This window comes from Achromobacter ruhlandii (assembly GCF_002082135.1).
Classification (GTDB): domain Bacteria; phylum Pseudomonadota; class Gammaproteobacteria; order Burkholderiales; family Burkholderiaceae_B; genus Achromobacter; species Achromobacter ruhlandii.
Window position 1 is genome coordinate 2,106,783 of record NZ_CP017433.1, and the last position, 16,947, is coordinate 2,123,729.

Annotated in this window: 19 protein-coding genes; 11 read left to right on the forward strand and 8 right to left on the reverse strand. The window is 70.0% G+C overall.

The genetic code is table 11. From position 1 onward, the window contains the following. Positions 1 to 26: 26 nt before the first annotated feature. The 7 genes from AruCF_RS09570 to AruCF_RS09600 form a co-directional block, all read right to left on the reverse strand. Positions 27 to 977, reverse strand: coding sequence for a Bug family tripartite tricarboxylate transporter substrate binding protein (locus tag AruCF_RS09570; RefSeq protein WP_063570320.1), 951 nt, complete (start codon positions 975 to 977; stop codon positions 27 to 29). Between the two features lie 69 nt (positions 978 to 1,046). Then, on the reverse strand, positions 1,047 to 2,117 hold the full coding sequence (locus tag AruCF_RS09575; protein WP_083036686.1) for a cyclase family protein: 1,071 nt from the start codon (positions 2,115 to 2,117) through the stop codon (positions 1,047 to 1,049). Between the two features lie 11 nt (positions 2,118 to 2,128). After that, positions 2,129 to 3,076, reverse strand: a complete 948-nt coding sequence (locus tag AruCF_RS09580; protein ID WP_063570322.1) for an NAD(P)-dependent oxidoreductase — start codon at positions 3,074 to 3,076, stop codon at positions 2,129 to 2,131. After that, positions 3,073 to 3,756 carry an RraA family protein gene (locus AruCF_RS09585; RefSeq protein WP_049073038.1) on the reverse strand — a complete coding sequence of 228 codons (684 nt, stop codon included), beginning with the start codon at positions 3,754 to 3,756 and terminating at the stop codon, positions 3,073 to 3,075. The genes AruCF_RS09580 and AruCF_RS09585 overlap by 4 nt, the downstream gene beginning before the upstream one ends. Positions 3,757 to 3,795: 39 nt before the next feature. Beyond that, complete coding sequence (locus tag AruCF_RS09590; protein WP_049073039.1) at positions 3,796 to 4,791, reverse strand: Bug family tripartite tricarboxylate transporter substrate binding protein; 996 nt, start codon at positions 4,789 to 4,791, stop codon at positions 3,796 to 3,798. A gap of 26 nt (positions 4,792 to 4,817) precedes the next feature. Continuing rightward, positions 4,818 to 5,684 (reverse strand): amidohydrolase family protein, encoded by an 867-nt coding sequence (locus AruCF_RS09595; RefSeq protein ID WP_049073040.1) that lies wholly within the window; start codon positions 5,682 to 5,684, stop codon positions 4,818 to 4,820. A gap of 7 nt (positions 5,685 to 5,691) precedes the next feature. Continuing rightward, entirely contained in the window at positions 5,692 to 6,660 is a 969-nt protein-coding gene (locus AruCF_RS09600) for a Bug family tripartite tricarboxylate transporter substrate binding protein (protein WP_020928509.1), read from the reverse strand. Between the two features lie 84 nt (positions 6,661 to 6,744). Between AruCF_RS09600 and AruCF_RS09605 the strand changes: the two genes are divergently transcribed. The 8 genes from AruCF_RS09605 (at position 6,745) to AruCF_RS09640 (ending at position 11,249) form a co-directional block, all read left to right on the forward strand. Then, positions 6,745 to 7,494 (forward strand): IclR family transcriptional regulator, encoded by a 750-nt coding sequence (locus tag AruCF_RS09605; RefSeq protein WP_006385034.1) that lies wholly within the window; start codon positions 6,745 to 6,747, stop codon positions 7,492 to 7,494. 156 nt (positions 7,495 to 7,650) lie between these two features. Continuing rightward, a complete protein-coding gene (locus tag AruCF_RS09610) occupies positions 7,651 to 8,046 on the forward strand; it encodes a GFA family protein (protein WP_049073041.1) in 396 nt (131 codons plus the stop codon). 90 nt (positions 8,047 to 8,136) lie between these two features. Further along, a complete protein-coding gene (locus tag AruCF_RS09615) occupies positions 8,137 to 8,610 on the forward strand; it encodes an OsmC family protein (protein WP_020928506.1) in 474 nt (157 codons plus the stop codon). A gap of 22 nt (positions 8,611 to 8,632) precedes the next feature. Further along, the gene (locus tag AruCF_RS09620; protein WP_080977561.1) at positions 8,633 to 9,280 is read left to right on the forward strand and encodes a glutathione S-transferase family protein; all 648 of its coding nucleotides are present in this window, start codon (positions 8,633 to 8,635) and stop codon (positions 9,278 to 9,280) included. A gap of 74 nt (positions 9,281 to 9,354) precedes the next feature. Further along, on the forward strand, positions 9,355 to 9,930 hold the full coding sequence (locus tag AruCF_RS09625; RefSeq protein WP_049073043.1) for a GNAT family N-acetyltransferase: 576 nt from the start codon (positions 9,355 to 9,357) through the stop codon (positions 9,928 to 9,930). A 61-nt stretch (positions 9,931 to 9,991) separates the two neighbouring features. After that, the gene (locus AruCF_RS09630) at positions 9,992 to 10,537 is read left to right on the forward strand and encodes a cysteine hydrolase family protein (protein WP_049073044.1); all 546 of its coding nucleotides are present in this window, start codon (positions 9,992 to 9,994) and stop codon (positions 10,535 to 10,537) included. Positions 10,538 to 10,543: 6 nt separating this feature from the next. Continuing rightward, a complete protein-coding gene (locus AruCF_RS09635; protein ID WP_049073045.1) occupies positions 10,544 to 10,768 on the forward strand; it encodes a DUF3820 family protein in 225 nt (74 codons plus the stop codon). A gap of 145 nt (positions 10,769 to 10,913) precedes the next feature. Next, the gene (locus AruCF_RS09640; RefSeq protein ID WP_049073046.1) at positions 10,914 to 11,249 is read left to right on the forward strand and encodes a hypothetical protein; all 336 of its coding nucleotides are present in this window, start codon (positions 10,914 to 10,916) and stop codon (positions 11,247 to 11,249) included. An 82-nt stretch (positions 11,250 to 11,331) separates the two neighbouring features. Here AruCF_RS09640 and AruCF_RS09645 read toward each other — a convergent pair whose 3' ends face one another. Then, positions 11,332 to 12,558 (reverse strand): MFS transporter, encoded by a 1,227-nt coding sequence (locus AruCF_RS09645; RefSeq protein ID WP_049073047.1) that lies wholly within the window; start codon positions 12,556 to 12,558, stop codon positions 11,332 to 11,334. Between the two features lie 101 nt (positions 12,559 to 12,659). Here AruCF_RS09645 and AruCF_RS09650 point away from each other — a divergent pair, with 101 nt between their 5' ends. From AruCF_RS09650 to AruCF_RS09660, 3 genes are all read left to right on the forward strand, one after another. Next, entirely contained in the window at positions 12,660 to 13,625 is a 966-nt protein-coding gene (locus AruCF_RS09650) for a GlxA family transcriptional regulator (protein WP_024069572.1), read from the forward strand. A gap of 65 nt (positions 13,626 to 13,690) precedes the next feature. Next, positions 13,691 to 14,569 carry a helix-turn-helix transcriptional regulator gene (locus AruCF_RS09655; RefSeq protein WP_235432762.1) on the forward strand — a complete coding sequence of 293 codons (879 nt, stop codon included), beginning with the start codon at positions 13,691 to 13,693 and terminating at the stop codon, positions 14,567 to 14,569. 93 nt (positions 14,570 to 14,662) lie between these two features. Beyond that, positions 14,663 to 16,807 carry a TonB-dependent siderophore receptor gene (locus AruCF_RS09660; protein WP_080977383.1) on the forward strand — a complete coding sequence of 715 codons (2,145 nt, stop codon included), beginning with the start codon at positions 14,663 to 14,665 and terminating at the stop codon, positions 16,805 to 16,807. Positions 16,808 to 16,947 lie beyond the last annotated feature (140 nt).

A 16,947-nucleotide genomic window follows, 5' to 3' on the forward strand; every position in this document is an offset into this window, starting at 1 on the left:
TCGGCCTTGAGTCCTCGCGGGCCGCGTCACTCCTTGTGGATGCCGGCCTCGGCCAGGATGCGGGCCGAACGTTCCATCTGGTCGTCGATGAAGGCGCGGAATTCGGCGGCGGTCGAGCCCACCGGCTGCGCGCCGAGTTCCTGCAGGCTGTGGCGCAGCGCCGGGTCCTGCAGCGTGGCGCGCAGCGCCTGCTCGATGCGCGTGGCCACCTCGGGCGGCACGCCGGCCGGCGCCAGCACGCCATTCCACTCGTACACCGAATACTGCGGCACGCCGCTCTCCGCGACGGTGGGCAGGTCGGGCAGCGCCGCGATGCGCTCGGGCGATGTGACCGCCAGCGCGCGCAGCTTGCCGCTCTTGACCAGCGGGTAGGACGCCGCCATGTTGCTGAACATCATATCGATCTGGCCGCCCATCAGGTCGGTCAGCGCCGGCGCGCCGCCCTTGTAGGGGACGTGGGTGAGTTCCAGCTTGTTGCCCTGCGCGTACCAGGCGGCGGCGATGTGTTGCGCGGTGCCCTGGCCGGGCGTGCCGAACGTCAGGTGGCCCTTGCGCGCGGCGGCCGTGAGGTCCTCGATGCGCTGGTAGGGCGACTGCGCCGGCACCACCAGGAGGTTGGGCGTCAGGCTGATCAGCGAGATCGGCAGGAAATCCCGCCGGCTGTCGTAGCTGAGTTTCTTGTAGAGCGAGGGATTGATGGCGAACGCCGTGGCGTCGTAGAGCAGCGTGTAGCCGTCGGCGGCGGCGTGCGCCACGCTGGCCGCGCCGATGGTGCCGCTGGCGCCGGGCTTGTTCTCGACCACCACGGTCTGGCCCAGGCGCGCGCCCAGCTTCTGGGCCACCAGGCGGGCCTGGGCATCGGCGGCGCCGCCGGCGGAATAGGGCACCACCAGCTTGAGCGCGCGGTCGGGGTAGTCGGCGGCGGCCACGCTGGCGCAGAACGCAAGCGCCAGGGGCAAAAGGCGGAACAGTTTCACGAGATCGTCTCCTTGTGGAAAGCGCGCCGCCTGTGCCGGCGGCTGCGCCTGGTTGGTTTTTTCAGCGTTTCAGACCGTGGCGATGGGGGTGGCCGGTGAGCCGGCCGCGCCCGGCAAGCGCAGCGGGGGCGCGGTCAGCAGGAAGCGGTGGCGTCCGTTGGCGCGCAGCCAGCGCGCCAGCGGCGTCAGCCACCACAGTTCACCCAGGTGGATGCCGTTTTTGAACAGGCAGTGCTCATGCAGCGGCAGGCGCGGGCGGCGCAGCGGCGTGGCCGCGCCCCCCAGGGCCACCGGCCGCACCAGCTCGACGGCGGGGTTGTCGGCGATCAGGCAGGCCAGGCGCGCGTCGACGATCCAGCGCAGCAGGCGCGCATCGTCGCCGTCCAGGCCGCTGCCGGTGGCGTGCAGGTGCGCGACATCGGGCTGGCGGTTCATCGACATCAGCGTGTCGCCGAAGCCGGTGTGCAGGCACACCATGTCGCCCGGCTCGATGGCCACGCCGTCGGCCTCCAGGATGCGCATCAGCGCGTCGTAGCCCACGGCGGTGCGCGTGCGGCCGACATGGGCCTCCAGGTCGATCAGCACGGCGCGGCCCTGCACGCCATGTTCGGCCAGTTGCTCGATGCCGAGCGCCCCGGCGCGGGGGCCGGGAAAGCGGGCCCAGTCGGCCACGGCTTGCGGATCCTCCGCGGCCGCCACGATTTCGGCGCCGGCCCGAAAGCCGTTGTAGAACACCGCCTCGGCCTGCCCGTCGCCATCGGCATCGAACCGGCTGCCCATGTGCGCCAGGCTGTCCCACTGCGTGGAATACTGCGTATTCATCAGCAGCACGTCGTCGCACACCACATCGGTGAGCAGCGGATCCTCCGACGCATAGGACCAGCAAAAGCCCTGGGTGCCCGCGCTCTTGCCATCGCGCAGCGTGGCGTAGCGTTGCGGCGGCAGGCGCCGCGGGTTCAGCGCCATGCCGCCCGGCACGTCCAGCGGCAGCGACAGGCAGAACGTCAGGCCCTCGCGGACTTCCGCGATGCCCTGCAGCACCTTGGCGCGGTCTACCAGGTTCATGCGGCCGCGCTGGTCGTCGGGGCCGAATTCGCCCCAGTTGCTGTCCGGCGGCGCGTGCTTCCATCGTTGCGGCATGGCGCGGCTCCTCAGGCGGGGGCGGCCGCGCGGGCCAGCACGTCCAGGGCATTGCGCGCGGCGGCCACGCCCATGTTGACGTAGGCGGCGCTGGTCACCCCGCCGACGTGCGGGCTGAGGAGAATGCGCGGCTCCTGCTGGAAGGGGTGGCCGGCCGTCATGGGCTCGACGGCGAAACTGTCCAGACCGGCGGCGCGCACCTGGCCCGAGCGCACCGCCTGCAGCAACGCGTCTTCGTCGACCAGGCCGCCGCGCGCGGTGTTGACCAGGACCACGCCGGGCTTGCACTGCGCCAGCGTCGCCGCGTTGACCATGCCGCGGTTCTCGTCGGTCAGGGGGCAATGCAGCGACACCACGTCGGCCTCGCGCCAGATCGCGTCCAGCGGCACGCTGGCGATGTATTCGGGCAGATCGCGCGCGTAGGGATCGAAGCCGATCACGCGCATGTTCATGCCGTGCGCCATGGCGGCCATGCGCCGGCCGATGGCGCCCAGGCCCACCAGGCCGATGGTCTTGCCGTCCAGCTCCAGGCTCTTGTGCGTCGACTTGTCCCAGTGTCCGGCGCGCATGCGCGCATCCAGGCCCACGACCGATTTGGCGCAGGCCAGCAGCAGCGCCAGGGCATGTTCGGCCACGGCGGCGGCGTTCACGCCCACGGCGGCCACGACCTGGATGCCGCGCTGGGCGGCGGCGGCCTTGTCGATGGTGTCGGTGCCGCTGCCGTGCTTGGAAATCACGCGCAACGCGGGCGCGGCGTCCATGGCGGCGGCGCCCACCTTGCTGTAGCGCACGATGATGGCGACCGGGTTGTGCTCGCGGCACAAGGCCACGATTTCCTCTTCGGCGGGCGTCTTGCCGGCAAACACCAGATTGAAATCCTGCAGCAGCGCGATGGCTTCCGGGGCCAGGTCGCCCGCGGTCACGACGATGGCGGCCTTGCCTGTGGCGGTCTTGTTCACAGCGATTCCCCTTCCTTGAGCACGCCGGCGGCGCGCAGCGCGGCCGACAGCCACTTGGCCTCGGTGTCCCCGGCCTGGATCGCGGCGATGCGCGCGGCCTCGTCGCGCACCTTCTTTTCGGCGGCCGGCAGCAGGCCTTCGATTTTCTCGCGTTCGACCACCACCACGCCGTCGGCGTCGCCGATGACGAAGTCGCCGGGATGCACGGTCACGCCGCCGACCGACACGGGATGGCCGATGCGGCCGGGCACGTTTTTGGTGGGGCCGTTCGGGTTGGTGCCGGCGGCGAACACCGGATAGTCCATTTCGATGATCTCGACGCTGTCGCGCGCCGCGCCATCCATCACCACGCCGGCGATGCCCAGCTTGCGGCAGGCGTGCATCATGATGGTGCCCATCAGCGCCGAGCTGAGGTCGCCCTTGCCATCGATCACCAGCACGTCGCCCGGCTTGGCCAGCGAAATCGCGGCATGGATCATGAGGTTGTCACCGGGGCGCACTTCCACCGTCAGCGCCGTGCCGGCCAGCTTCATGCCGGGGTGCAGCGGGCGGATGCGGCCGCTGAGCGCGCCGCGGCGGCCGGCCACGTCGGCCAGGATGGCCGGTTGCAGTGCCGCCGCGCGGCTCACGATGTCGGCGCCGACGCGCGGGAAGTCCTTGATGATGTCCTGGTTTGCCATGAGTGTTCCTGTGAAGAAAGAGAAAGTCGGGAGGGGGGGTCAGGCCGGCTTGATGCCGGCATCGCGGATGACCTTGCCCCATTTGTCGAAGTCCGCCCTGCGGGTGGTGTCCAGGGCCTGCGGCGTGCCGCCGGCCAGCGTGATGCCGAGCTGCTCGGCCAGCGCCGTGAGCGCCGGGCTCTGCAATGCGCGTCCGATGCCGGCATTGAGCCGGGCGATGAGGGGCGCGGGCGTGGCGGCGGGGGCGAACACGGCCTGCCATTGCTCCACCACGAAATCGCTGAAGCCGGCCTCGGCCATGGTTGGCACCTGCGGCAAGGCCGGCAGGCGCTGCGCCGACGTGGCGGCGAGCGCGCGCAGCGCGCCCGTCCGCACATGCGGCAGCGCGGCGGCGGCGGGAATGAAGGCGAATTGCACTTGCCCGGCCAGCGTGTCCTGCAGCGCGGGCGTGTCGCCCTTGTAGGGCACATGCAGGAACCGCGCGCCGCTCTTTTGCTGCAGCAGTTCGCCCTGCATGTGCAGGATCGTGCCCGTGCCGCCCGAGGCATACGCCAGGCTTTGCGGCGCCTTTTTCGCGGCCGTGATCAGGTCGGCGACCGTGTGGAAGGGCTGGTCCTTGCCCACCACCAGGAGATGGGGAATGGTGCCGATCATGATGACGGGGGCGAAGTCCTCCACCGGGTCATAGGTCAGCTTGCCGAGGACGTGCGGCGCGATCGCCTGGGGCCCGATCGAGGTGCCCAGCAATGTCAGGCCGTCGGGCTCGGCGCGGGCCACGCGGGCCGCGCCAATGGTGCCGGTGGCGCCGGGACGGTTGTCGACGATCACGTGCGCGGCCAGCAGCGCATCCAGTTGCTGCGCGATGGCGCGGCCCAGCACGTCGGTGCTGCCGCCGGCCGGATAGGGCACCACCCAGGTGATGGTCTTGCCGGCGGGCCAATCCTGCGCGGCCCGCGCGCTGAAGGCCGCGCCCGCCGCCACGGCCGCGCCAAGGGCGAGGAAGCGCCGGCGCGAGAGCGAATAAGAGGTCTGCATGGGTTGTCTCCGTGTTGTTCTGGTATTCATGCCGCAAAGCCGTACAGGGCCGCCGGGTTGTGCACCAGTACCTGGCGCAGCCGGGCGCTGCCGGCCCAGTCGGCCAGCCGGTCGAGCTGGCGCGCGTCGTCGGGCATGGGCTGCATGCCGGCCGACGCCGAGGCGTGGGGCCAATCGCTGCCCCAGACGATGCGTTCGGGATTGGCGTCGAGATAGCCGCGGGCCAGCGCGTCCAGCGCGGGATCCTCGACGCTGTGGCGCGGGCTGACGAGGTAGCCGCCCGACAGCTTGAGCCAGGCGCGGCCCTGGCCGAGCAGGCGCAGCACCAGGGCATGGGCCGGATGCGCGCCGGCCTGCGCCGGGCTGATGCGGGCCATGTGATCGAACACGATCGGCGCCGGCAGGGCCGACAGCAGGCCATCCAGTTGCGCCAGCCGCTCGGGCGGCATCAGCAACTGCACATGCCACCCGAGCGGGGCGACCCGCGCCGCCAGCGGCAGGATCTGGTCGGCACGGCTCGTCACCCCCAGCGAGAGATTGAGCCGGATGCCGCGCACGCCGGCGTCGTGCAAGGCTTGCAGTTGCGCATCGCTTTCGCTGCCGTCGATCACGGCCACGCCGCGCGCCTGCCCGCCCAGTTGGGCCAACGCATCGAGCATGGCGCGGTTGTCGGCGCCATAGGTCGATGGCGTGACCAGCACCGCGCGCTGGGTGCCAAGGCGGGCCTGGATCGCGCGGTACTGCGCCATGGACGCGTCCGGCGGCAGCAGCCTTGCGCCCTTCACCGCCGGGTAGCGGGCGTCATACGCGTGGATGTGGCAGTCGCACGTCCCGGGCGGGGCGGCGGTGGCCGGCCTGGCGTCGCCGCTGGAGTAGGCGTAGAGGGCAGCCACGGCCGGATCACTCCACCTTCGCGCCCGAGTCCTTGACGATCTTGCCCCAGCGGATGCGGTCGTCGTGGATCAGCTTGGCGAACGCTTCCGGGGTGTCGGTAAGCACGCGCGCGCCCTGTTCCTGGTACTTGACGCGCAGCTCCGGCGTCTGGAGCGCCTTGTTGAACTCGGCATTCAGGCGCTGCACGATGTCCTTGGGCGTGCCGGCCGGCGCGGCCAGGCCAAACCAGGTCACGGCCTCGAAGCCGGGGAAACCGCGCTCGGCGATGGTGGGCACGTCGGGCATGTCGGGCACGCGCTGCGCCGAGGTCACCGCCAGCGCGCGCATCTTGCCGTTGCGCACGTGGCCGATGAGCGTCGGCACGGAGGACAGATACATGTCGATCTGTCCGCCGATCAGGTCGTTGGACGCCTGCGCCGCGCCCTTGTAGGGGATGTGCGTGAGCTGGATGCCCGCCGCGTTCTGCAACTGCACCGCCGCCAGGTGGGCCACCGTGCCGTTGCCGGAACTGGCGAAGTTCAAGGCCCCCGGCTTGGCCTTGGCCGCCGCGATCATGTCCTCGAAGGTCTTGAGCGGCGAGTTGGCCGGCACCACGATCACCAGCGGCGCGTCGGCCACCAGGCCGATGGCGGTGAGGTCCTTCTCGGGGTCGTAGGGCAGCTTGGCGTACAGCGTCGGGTTGATCGCCAGGTTGCTGGTCTGGCCCAGCACCAGGGAATACCCGTCCGGCGCCGACTTGGCGACGGCGTCCACGCCGATGTTGCCGCCCGAGCCGGGGCGGTTTTCGGTGACGATGTTCCAGCCGGTGTTGCCGGCCACCTTGATCGCCGCTTCGCGGGCCAGCACGTCGGTGCCGCCCCCGGGCGGGAACGGCACGATCAGCCGGATGGGTTTGTCGGGGTAGCCCTGGGCGGCGCCCAGGCTGGTCATGCACATCAGGGCCAGGCCCGACAGCAAGCGTGCGAACGGCTTCATGTTTTGTCTCCGATGTTTGTTTTTGATGGGAGGAATTGTCGGGGGATGTTCCACCTAATACAATACGAGTTCATACAGCGGAACATGTTTCATATGACGAACGATGACCTGACCCCGGAATCCCCCGACGCGCCGGGCGAAGAGGGCGTGGTGGCCGTGCGCCGCGCGATGCGCATCCTCGAAGCCTTTGGCGTGGAGGATCCGCATCTGTCGCTGGCGGAATTGAGCCGGCGCACCGGCTGCCATCGCTCCACCGTGCTGCGGCTGGCGCGCACCCTGGCCATGGACGACTACCTGGCGCAGCGGCCCGACGGCACCTGGCGCCTGGCGCGCGCCGCCGGCTGGCTGGGCGCGTGTTACCAGGCCACCTTCAACATCGTCGAGGTGGTCCAGCCGATCCTGCGCGAGTTGTCGGCGGCGACCGGCGAAAGCGCGACGTTCTACGTGCGCGAAGGCAAGCAGCGCATCTGCATGGCGCGGGTCGAGGGCCCCAAGTCGATCCGGCACCACGTGCGCGTCGGCGCGGCCCTGCCGCTGGAACTGGGCAGCCCGGGCCGCGTGCTGCTCGCCTTTTCCGGCGAACCGGGCGAACCGTATGAATCGGTGCGCCGCGCCGGCTACATGGTGTCGCTGGGGGAGCGCGATCCCGAGGTCTCCAGCATCTCCGCGCCGGTCTATGGCATCAACTGGACGCTGCAAGGAGCTGTCTGTATTTCGGGGCCGATTTCGCGCCTGGGCGAAAGCGTGCTGCATGAATTGAAGGAGCCGATCCTCGCCGCGGCCAGCCGCCTGTCGCGCTCGCTGATGGGGGCGCGGCAAGGGCAGGGGGCCTGACGCCGCTGCGGCGACCGGCCAGGCCTTGCGCCGTGGCCCGCATGTCCGCCGCCGCCCGCCATCCTGGCCGTATCGGCGCGGCGCGCCAATCAGGCCCGCGCTACGCTCATCGGCCAGGCCCGCGGCATCGTGCCGCGGGCGCGAAGGAGCCTCATCATGCAAGGAAGCTGCCTGTGCGGCGCCGTGGCCTATCAGGCGGAGCGCCTGGCCGGGCCCATCGTCCATTGCCATTGCGCCACCTGCCGCAAGGCGCACGCGGCCGCGTTCGCCTCGACCGCCCGGGTGGCGCGCGCGGATTTCCGCTGGACCCGTGGCGTGGACGCGCTGGGCGCCTATGAATCGTCGCCCGGCAAGATCCGCCACTTCTGCACCCGCTGCGGCGCGCACCTGATGGCGCACTGGGTGGCGCAACCGCAGGTCATCCTGCGCGTGGCGACGCTGGATGAGGATCCCGGCGCGCGGCCGCTCGCGCACATCCACACCGCGCACGACGTGCCGTGGCTCGATCATGGGCCGGGCGTTCCAGCGTATCCGGACACCATGCCGGGATAGCGCGCGCCGCCGTCCCGTTTCCGGCGCGTGGCGCATGCGCTACGCTAGCGATCTTTGCGCGCCGGCGTGGCGCGCCGCAAGGAAGCCGCAATGAAAGGCGAACACCATTACGACGTCGGCGTGACCTGGACCGGCAATACCGGCAAGGGCACCGCCAGTTACACCGCATATGCCCGCGACCACGTGATCCAGTCGCCGGGCAAGCCCGATATCGCCGGTTCGGCCGATCCCGCGTTCCGCGGCGACCCGGCGCGCTGGAATCCCGAGGACCTGTTGGTGGCCTCGCTGTCGGCCTGCCACAAGCTCTGGTATCTGCATCTGTGCGCGGTCGAGAACATCATCGTCACAGCCTACCGCGACGACGCCCACGGCGTCATGCGCGAAGACCCCGAGCGCGGCGGCGCCTTCGCCTCGGTCACGCTGCGGCCCGAGGTCACCATCGCCGCGGGCGGCGATGCCGGACTGGCCGAAGCGCTGCACGCCCGCGCCCACCATTTCTGCTACATCGCCAATTCGGTGAACTTCCCGGTGCTGTGCGAGCCGCGCATCGTCGTGGCCGGCTGACACGGGAGGACAGGCCATGACCCTGCCGACGATCTGGGGCCGGCGCAGTTCGTTCAACGTGCAGAAAGTGCTTTGGCTGGCAGGCGAACTGGGCCTGGCCTACGAGCACATTCCCGCCGGCGGACAATTCGGCCTGCTCGATACGCCGGAATTCCTGCGCATGAACCCGCATGGCCGGGTGCCGCTGCTGCGCGATGGCGACACGGTGGTGTGGGAGTCGCACGCGATCCTGCGTTACCTGGCCGCGCGCCATGGCGCCGAGGCCTTCTGGCCGGCCGATCCGGCGCGCCGCGCGCGCGCCGACGGCTGGATGGACTGGGCCCAGACGGCGTTGCAGCCCGCCTTCCTGTCGGGTGTGTTCTGGGGCTACTACCGCACCCCCGAGGCGCAGCGCGACCTGCCCGCCATCGCGCGCAGCCTGGCCGCCACCCATGCCTGCCTGCGCCAGCTCGACGCGGTGCTGGCCACGCAACCCTATCTGGGCGGGCAGGCCCTGACGCTGGCCGACATCCCCGCCGCCACCGCGCTCTACCGCTACTACGAACTGGACATCGCCCACGAGCCCCTGGCGCACGTGCGGGCCTGGTACGACCGCCTGCGCGAGCGTCCCGCCTACCGCGAGCACATCATGGTGCCTTTCAGCGAATTGAAGGGGCGGCTGGATTTCTGACGGGCGCGGGCCTGTTAAGCTGTTCCTGGCCGGCGCGAGCGCACCGGCCCATCCTTTGCCACGTAGCCCTCTTCATGTTCCTGCCTCTTTCCGACTGGCCGCGGCGCGCGCCCGAACTGGGTATCGCCGGTCTGCGTCTGCGCCCGCTGCGCGACACCGACGCGGCCGATTGGCATGCCTACCTGCGCGACGACAACGTAACCCGCCACACCAGTTGGCAACTGGACGGCCCGGACGCGCTGGCGGCGCTGATCCAGGGCTATGCCGACCCCGCCGCCAGCCATTGCCTGCGCCTGGCCATCGTCGAGGCCGACGACCGCCTGATCGGCACCATCGGTTTGAACGAGATCGCGCCGGGCGCGCGCCGCGCCGAAATTGCCTATGACCTGGCGCCTTCGCACTGGCGCCGCGGCATCGCCACGCAGGCCTGCGAAGTCGTGTCCACGTGGGCCTTGCAGACGCTGGGCCTGGCGCGGGTGCAGGCCACCGTGCTGGATACCAATACGGCGTCGGCCGGCGTGCTGGAGCGCTGCCGCTTTCACCGCGAAGGGCTGCTGCATCATTACCGGCAGGTGCGCGGCGAGCCGCGCCATTTCTGGATGTACGCGCGCATCTGGCCGCCCCCGCTGGTAGGCGCCGAATGCGGCTAGGCTTGCTTTCCCACGCCGCGCGCCCGCTGTGGCCGGGCCGCCATTTCCTTTCGCGAGAACCATGACTTCCGCTTTGATTGTGATCGATGTGCAACGCGCGCTGTTCGAAACCGCGCCCGAGCCGGCCGATGCCGGCGCCGTGCTGGCGCGCATCAATGACCTGGCCGGGCGCGCCCGCGCCGCCGGCGCGCCGGTGATCTACGTGCAGCATGAAGCGCCCGGCGGCAAGCTGGCGCATGGCGAGCCCGGCTGGCAGCTCGACACGCGCCTGCGTCCCGCCGATGGCGATGTGCGGGTGCGCAAGACCACGCCCGATTCCTTCCTGCGCACCGGCCTGGACGATGCCTTGTCGCGGGCGGGCGCCACGCACCTGGTGGTGTGCGGCTATGCCAGCGAGTTCTGCGTCGATACCACCGTGCGCCGCGCCGCGGCGCTGGGCTATCCGGTGACGCTGGCGGCCGACGCCCACACCACCCACGACAAGCCGCACGCGGCGGGCGAGCGGATCCGCGCGCACCACAACGCCACGCTGTCGTCGATCTCCAGCTTCGGCGTGAAGATCGCCGCCGTGGCGGCGGCCGACATTGGCTTTGGCGAAGCGAGGTAGCGGCCGATGGATCCGGAACTGCTGCAGTTGCTGGTGACGCGCACCATGCCTTTCGGCAAGTACCAGGGGCGCTTGATCGCCGACCTGCCTGGCCCATACCTGGCCTGGTTCGCGCGCAAGGGCTTTCCGCCGGGCGAACTGGGGCGCCTGCTGGCGCTGATGCACGAACTCGACCACAACGGCCTGTCGTCCCTGCTGGCGCCCTTGCGCCAGCGGTCGGCGGCGCGTTGAGCCGCGCGGGGAAACCGCAAGAAACAAATCTTGCCGGCGGCGTAGCGTCTTGGCACGCCCCGCGGCCGTGCGCGGGGCTACGATAGACCGGCGCGTTACCGGGCGGAGCACCTGGCCCGGGCGCGTTCAACAAAGAGAGGTCGTCATGAAGAAACTCCCGTTCACCGCCGTCCTGCTGGCCCTGGCCTGCCTGGGCGGCGCGGCCCAGGCGCAGAACGCGGCGCCGGTCACGCAGGAATACCAATATCCCAGCCAGCGCTCCAAGGACGGCAGCCTGTCGCCGCCGTCCACCTTGCGCATGACCGTCACGCCCGACCCGAATTCGGCGCCGGTCGTGATCCGGGACACGCCCGAGAGCCAGGCGCAATACGTGCGCTGCCGCGAGGTCTCGGACCGCGCCGCCGTCTCCAACGCCCAGATGCAGGCCGGCGTCGCCCAGTGCCTGCGTGAACTGGAGCAGCGTCGCCAGCAGCAGCAGTAGGCGTCGCGCCCGCCGGGCTTGACCCGGCAGGGCAGCGTCAGGCCGGGCTCGGTCAGGCCAACCCGCTGCAGGCAGGGCCTGGTCAGGCCGGGCCGGCTGCCGTGGCGGCCCTGGCCGATCCGCGCGCCCAGTGCCAGGTCATCAGGCCGGCGGCCAGCACCACCGGCAGCATGGCGGCATTCAGCGCCTCCCAGCCAAACGCGTCCAGCGCCGGACCGGCCGCCAGCGTCGCCACCGCGGTGGCCGCGTAGCGCAGCATTTCGGCCGCGCCCTGGGCGCGGGCCCGCTCGGAAGGACGGTACGACTGCGCCAGCAGCGTGGTGCCGCCGACGAACATGAAATTCCATCCCACGCCCAGACAGAACAGCGCCGCGTAGAACGCCGGCAGCGATGGCGAAGCCATCGCGATCAGCGCGCAGGCCACGTTCAGCAGCATGCCCGCGCCCAGCACCCTGGGCAGGCCGAAGCGCTGGATCAGCGCGCCGGCGAAAAAGGCGGGCGCATACATGCCGACCAGATGCCACTGCATGATGTTGGCGCCGTCGCCGATGCTGTGGCTGCACGCCACCGCCGCCAGCGGCGCGGCCGTCATGATGAACATCATCGACACCGATCCCACCACGTTGTTGGCCAGGGCGGCGATGAACACAGGCTGGCGCGCCACCGCGCGCAGCGGGCGCGCCGGCAGTCCGCCCTGGACTTCGCCCGCGGCCACGGGCGCCTCGGCATCGCGGTAGAAGCCGAACAACAGGGCGGCGGACAACAGCGCCAGCAGCGCCACCATCAGGTAGGCGCCGGCAAACGTCACCGGCGCGAACAGGTCGCGGCTCCAGGCCGCCAGCGCCGGTCCGGCGATCGCGGCGATGACGCCGCCGGTCATCACCACCGAGATCGCGCGGCTCTTGGCGGCCGGCTCCACCGCGTCCGCCGCCGCCAGCCGGTAGTACTGCGCGAACGCCTGGAACACGCCGACCAACGCGGTGCCCGCGCAGAACGCCCAGAAATCGGCATGGAACACCGCCCACACCGAGATGCCGCCGCCCGCCGCGCCCGCCAGGGCGCCCAGCGCGAAACCGTTGCGGCGGCCGATGCGCTGCATCAGCAGCGAAGCGAACCAGGTGACCACGGCGCCGGCGACGGTGATCAGCGCGAACGGCAGCGTGGACAGCGCCTTGTCCGGCGCCAGCATGTGGCCGGTCAGCGCGGTCAGGGTCAGGTCGATGGAGATGGCCGCGATGAACAGGCCCTGGCACACGGCCAGGATGCGGGCGTTGCGGCGGCCCGTGGCGGGCGAGGGCAAGGAGGGCATGGGAAAGGAAGGGGCGGAAAGGTCGGGTTTGACAGGCCCCACTGTATCGACGCACACTTTGGCGTGAATGACATAATTCCCTCAAAAAACGCCAATCCGTCATGACCCACCACGTCGCCTTCCTGCTGGTGCCCGATTTCCAGCTGCTGGACATGTCCGGCCCCGCGGCCGTGTTCCAGACCGCAGGCCGTTTCGCGCGGACGGCGGCTGGCCCGGCATACCGGGTCCACGTCGTGTCCGAGCATGGCGGCGAAGTGCGCAGTTCCTGCGGCATTGGCGTGCAGACGCGACCGTGGCGCGGCACGCCGGCCGATACCCTGGTGGTGCCGGGCGGCGAGGGCGCGCGCGAAACCGCCGTCACCGCCGCCTTGCGCGCCCGCCTGCTGGCCCAGCGCCAACAGGGCCGGCGGCTGGCCAGCGTGTGCACCGGCGCGCTGGTGCTGGCCGCCGCCGGCCTGCTCGATGGGCTGCGCGCCACCACCCATTGGCGCCATGCCGCGGCGCTGGCGCGCAACCATCCCACGGTCCGGGTCGAGCCCGACCGCATCCATGTGCGCGACGGCGACACCTGGACGTCGGCCGGCATCACCGCCGGCATCGACTTGGCGCTGGCCATGGTCGAGGCCGACCTGGGGGTGGACGTGGCGGCCGAGACCGCGCGCGAAATGGTGGTCTACCACCGGCGTTCGGGCGGCCAGTCGCAGTTCTCGGCCCTGCAGGACCTGGCGCCCGACAGCGAACGCATGCGCGCCGTGCTGGAGCATATCCGCGGCAACCTGGGCACGGCGCTGACGGTGGAACAACTGGCTGGGGTCGCCTGCGTCAGCCCGCGCCAGTTCCTGCGCAGCTTCAAGGCCGAGACCGGCGAAACGCCCGCCAAGGCGGTCGAGCGCATCCGAGCCGAGACCGCGCGCGCGCAGATCGAACAGGGCGATGGCAGTATCGACAGCGTCGCCCGGCGGGTCGGCTTCACCGACAGCGAACGCATGCGCCGCGCCTTTCTGCGGGTCTACGGCCAGCCGCCACAGGCGCTGCGGCGCGCGGCGCGCAATGCCGCGTTGGCATGAAACGGGTGAAACGGTAATAATAGTCACTCTCAATAAAGCGTCGGATCCCGCCTGGGCCCGCCACCGTGACCGCTTCGCATCCTGAACTCGACTGGGCCGTTCCGGCCGCCACGCCAGCCATGTCCCTGGCCGGCGGCACGTTGCGCTTCGAGCGCGGCGAGCGGGTGCTCGAAGACCTGACACCCGGCCTGAAGCTGGTGCTGGTGCTGGAAGGGGAACTGCGCTACCGCGTGCCGGGCGCGCCGGCCGCGCAAGTCAGCGGACCGCTGCTGCACCTGAGCCTGTGCCGCGACCCGCTGCGCATGGAGCACGAGTTCGGCGCGCGCCGGTCGCTGCGCTTTGTCTCGCTGCGCACCTCGCTGGACCACCTGCGCGACTCCCTGTCGCTGGAACCCGCCGACATCGTCCGCCTGCTGCGCGCGCCGTGCCACGATGATTCCTACGCCGAGGCCAACCTGCGGCTGGCGCCGCCGCTGCAGGCCCTGGGCCGGCAGATGCTGGCCTGTCCCATGCAGGGCGCGCTCAAGCGCATGTACCTGTCCGCCAAGGCCCTCGAACTGACCGCGCTGGCGCTGGGCGCCCTGCAGCCGGCACAGGCCGCGCCGCCGCCGCCCGGCCTGTCGCGCGCCGATACCGAACGCCTGCACCACGCGCGCGACCTGCTGCTGGCCGATCTTCAGCATCCCCCCGCCTTGCCCGAGCTGGCGCGCCGCGCCGGCGTCAACGTCAACAAGCTCACCACGGGCTTTCGCCGCGTGTTCGGATGCAGTGTCTACGCCTTCGTGCGCGAGCAGCGCATGGCCCAGGCGCACGCGCTGCTCGCCGCCGGCGAGATGAGCGTGTCGCAGGCCGCCTATGCCTGCGGCTATACCGATTCGCATTTCACCAAGGCCTTCCAGCGGCGCTACGGGGTGCTGCCCAGCGCGCTGGTTCCTGGTCGCTGAACATAGCAAGAGTCTTACAAACGCCTGCGCGCTGCGGATTCTCCTTCAAATTGTATGAGAATAATTCTCAGTATCAAAGAAGGAGAAGTACCCATGCGTTCAATGTCCAGGAACAAGGCGCGGCGCGCGCGGGCGGCGCGCCATTGGCCGCTCTGGCTGGCGGTGGCGGCGGGGCCGGCGCTGGCCGGCGACGCCAGGGATGCCAAGGACGCGGCCACGCTGCCGGCAGTCACCGTCAGCGGCGAACGCGAGGCCGCCAGTGCGCAACAGCCGACATTGGGCAAGCTGCCCTTGAGCGTGCGCGAGACGCCACAATCGATCTCCGTGATCGGGCCGGAGCAGATGCGCCAGCAGAACCTGCAAACCCTGGACGACGTCATGCGGCACGCCACGGGCATCACGGTGCAGCCGCACAGTCGCCTGACCACGGCGTACTACTCCCGCGGTTTCAAGATCGACTCTTTCGAGCAGGACGGCGTGCCGACCATGATGGGCAATGTCGCCGCTACGCCCGAAGACGTGGCGGTGTTCGAGCGCGTCGAAATTCTGCGCGGCGCCAATGGCCTGCTGCACGGCGCGGGTAATCCGGCGGCCACCATCAACCTGGTGCGCAAGCGCCCGCAACGCGAGACCACTTTCGGTGGCGAACTCAGCGCCGGCAGCTGGGATCGCTATCGCGCCATGGCGGACCTCGGCGGTCCGCTCAACGACAGCGGCAGCGTGCGTGGTCGTGTCGTCGGCGTCCTGGAGGATCGTGGTTTCTTCTATCAGGCGGCAAACCAGAAGACCGGTCTTTTCTACGGCGTCGGCGAGGTCGACCTGGGTCCGGGCACCGTCCTGTCGGCCGGACTGCAATATCAGCGGGTGCGTTCCAATCCGCCGCCCAGTATGGGCGGCGTGCCGCGCTACAAGGACGGCAGTCCGCTCGGTCTGAAGCGCTCGACCAACCTGGAATCCATCGACAGCCATTCCAATTGGAACACCACGCGCTTGTTTGCCGACCTGGAACACCGCTTCGGCCCGGGCTGGACCGCGAAGCTCAGCTTCAATCATCTGAAGTCCGATTCCGAAATGAAGTACCTCACCGGCATGGGCGGCGTCGACCCGAAGACGGGCACCGGTACGACGCTGTACGGCCAGGGCATCCGCTACGACAACAGCCAGACCAGTTTCGACGCCTATGTCAGCGGGCCGATCGAATTGTTCGGCCGGCGCCACGAACTGCTGGTCGGGGCCAATTCACTGCGCACCACCTGGGAGAACTCCAACGCGGTCGCGCTCGGGACCGTCCATGGCACGCCCATCGATGTGTTCAACTGGAACCCCCATGACGTGCCGAGCTATGACGTCGGCCCCTACAAGTCCGATGGCAGGAATCCCGAGCGCGAGCAGGGCATCTACGGCATGGGCCGTTTCTCGCTCGCCGATCCCGTGACCCTGGTGCTGGGTGGTCGCTTCGACTGGAGCCATCTGGCGTCGCCGACTGCCGAAAAGCGCGTCAATGCGAAATTCACGCCCTACGGCGGGCTGATCGTCGACCTGAATCGCCAATGGTCGCTTTATGGCAGCTATGCGCAAGTGTTCAAGCCGCAGAGCGACAAGGACCGCGATGGCAAGATGCTCGACCCGATGACGGGCACCAACTACGAGGTTGGCGTCAAGGGCGAACTGGCGGAGGCGTTGAACGTGTCGCTCGCGTTGTTCCAGATCGACCAGAAGGATCGGGCCCAGGTCGCGCCTTCGCCGGTGCCTTGCCGGGGCAGGAATTGCCCTTCGATCCCGGGCGGCAAAGTGCGCAGCCGGGGATTCGAAATCGAGGCCGCGGGCAACATCACGCCCTATTGGAACCTGGCGGCCGGCTATACCTTCAATACCACCCGCTACCTGACCGACACCCGCTCGGCGGGCCTGGCCCTCGCCAGCTTCACGCCCAGGCACATCTTCCGTCTGTGGACCGAGTACGCCTTGCCGGGACTGGCGCGGCGCCTGAGCGTGGGCGGGGGCATGCAGGTGCAATCGGGCTTCTACAACGTGGCCGGACCGATCACGCTGCGCCAGGGCGGCTACGCGCTGGCCGATATGCGCGTGGCCTACCGCGTCGACAAGCACGTGACGGTGGCGCTCAACGCCAACAACCTGTTCGACCGCGTCTACTACCAGCGCCTGAACGACGCCAACTGGACCAACTACTACGGCGAGCCGCGCAACTTCATGCTGACGGTGCGCGCCGAGTATTGACCGTCGTCATCGGCTGAGGCGGCCGCGCGCGTCGCATGGCGCGTCCCGGCCGCCTCGGCCCGCCCGGTAAAAAACTTCCGCAATCGCCAGCGAGACTTCCGCAATCGCCAGTGGCGCGCCACGTCGCTCTCTAGAATGGT

Bases quoted from the DNA above. Each gene is read 5' to 3' on its own strand.
- AruCF_RS09575 (WP_083036686.1), bottom strand. From the start codon at position 2,117: ATGCCGCAACGATGGAAGCACGCGCCGCCGGACAGCAACTGGGGCGAA.
- AruCF_RS09585 (WP_049073038.1), bottom strand. From the start codon at position 3,756: ATGGCAAACCAGGACATCATCAAGGACTTCCCGCGCGTCGGCGCCGAC.
- AruCF_RS09590 (WP_049073039.1), bottom strand. From the start codon at position 4,791: ATGCAGACCTCTTATTCGCTCTCGCGCCGGCGCTTCCTCGCCCTTGGC.
- AruCF_RS09600 (WP_020928509.1), bottom strand. From the start codon at position 6,660: ATGAAGCCGTTCGCACGCTTGCTGTCGGGCCTGGCCCTGATGTGCATG.
- AruCF_RS09605 (WP_006385034.1), top strand. From the start codon at position 6,745: ATGTTTCATATGACGAACGATGACCTGACCCCGGAATCCCCCGACGCG.
- AruCF_RS09610 (WP_049073041.1), top strand. From the start codon at position 7,651: ATGCAAGGAAGCTGCCTGTGCGGCGCCGTGGCCTATCAGGCGGAGCGC.
- AruCF_RS09615 (WP_020928506.1), top strand. From the start codon at position 8,137: ATGAAAGGCGAACACCATTACGACGTCGGCGTGACCTGGACCGGCAAT.
- AruCF_RS09625 (WP_049073043.1), top strand. From the start codon at position 9,355: ATGTTCCTGCCTCTTTCCGACTGGCCGCGGCGCGCGCCCGAACTGGGT.
- AruCF_RS09630 (WP_049073044.1), top strand. From the start codon at position 9,992: ATGACTTCCGCTTTGATTGTGATCGATGTGCAACGCGCGCTGTTCGAA.
- AruCF_RS09635 (WP_049073045.1), top strand. From the start codon at position 10,544: ATGGATCCGGAACTGCTGCAGTTGCTGGTGACGCGCACCATGCCTTTC.
- AruCF_RS09640 (WP_049073046.1), top strand. From the start codon at position 10,914: ATGAAGAAACTCCCGTTCACCGCCGTCCTGCTGGCCCTGGCCTGCCTG.
- AruCF_RS09645 (WP_049073047.1), bottom strand. From the start codon at position 12,558: ATGCCCTCCTTGCCCTCGCCCGCCACGGGCCGCCGCAACGCCCGCATC.
- AruCF_RS09650 (WP_024069572.1), top strand. From the start codon at position 12,660: ATGACCCACCACGTCGCCTTCCTGCTGGTGCCCGATTTCCAGCTGCTG.
- AruCF_RS09660 (WP_080977383.1), top strand. From the start codon at position 14,663: ATGCGTTCAATGTCCAGGAACAAGGCGCGGCGCGCGCGGGCGGCGCGC.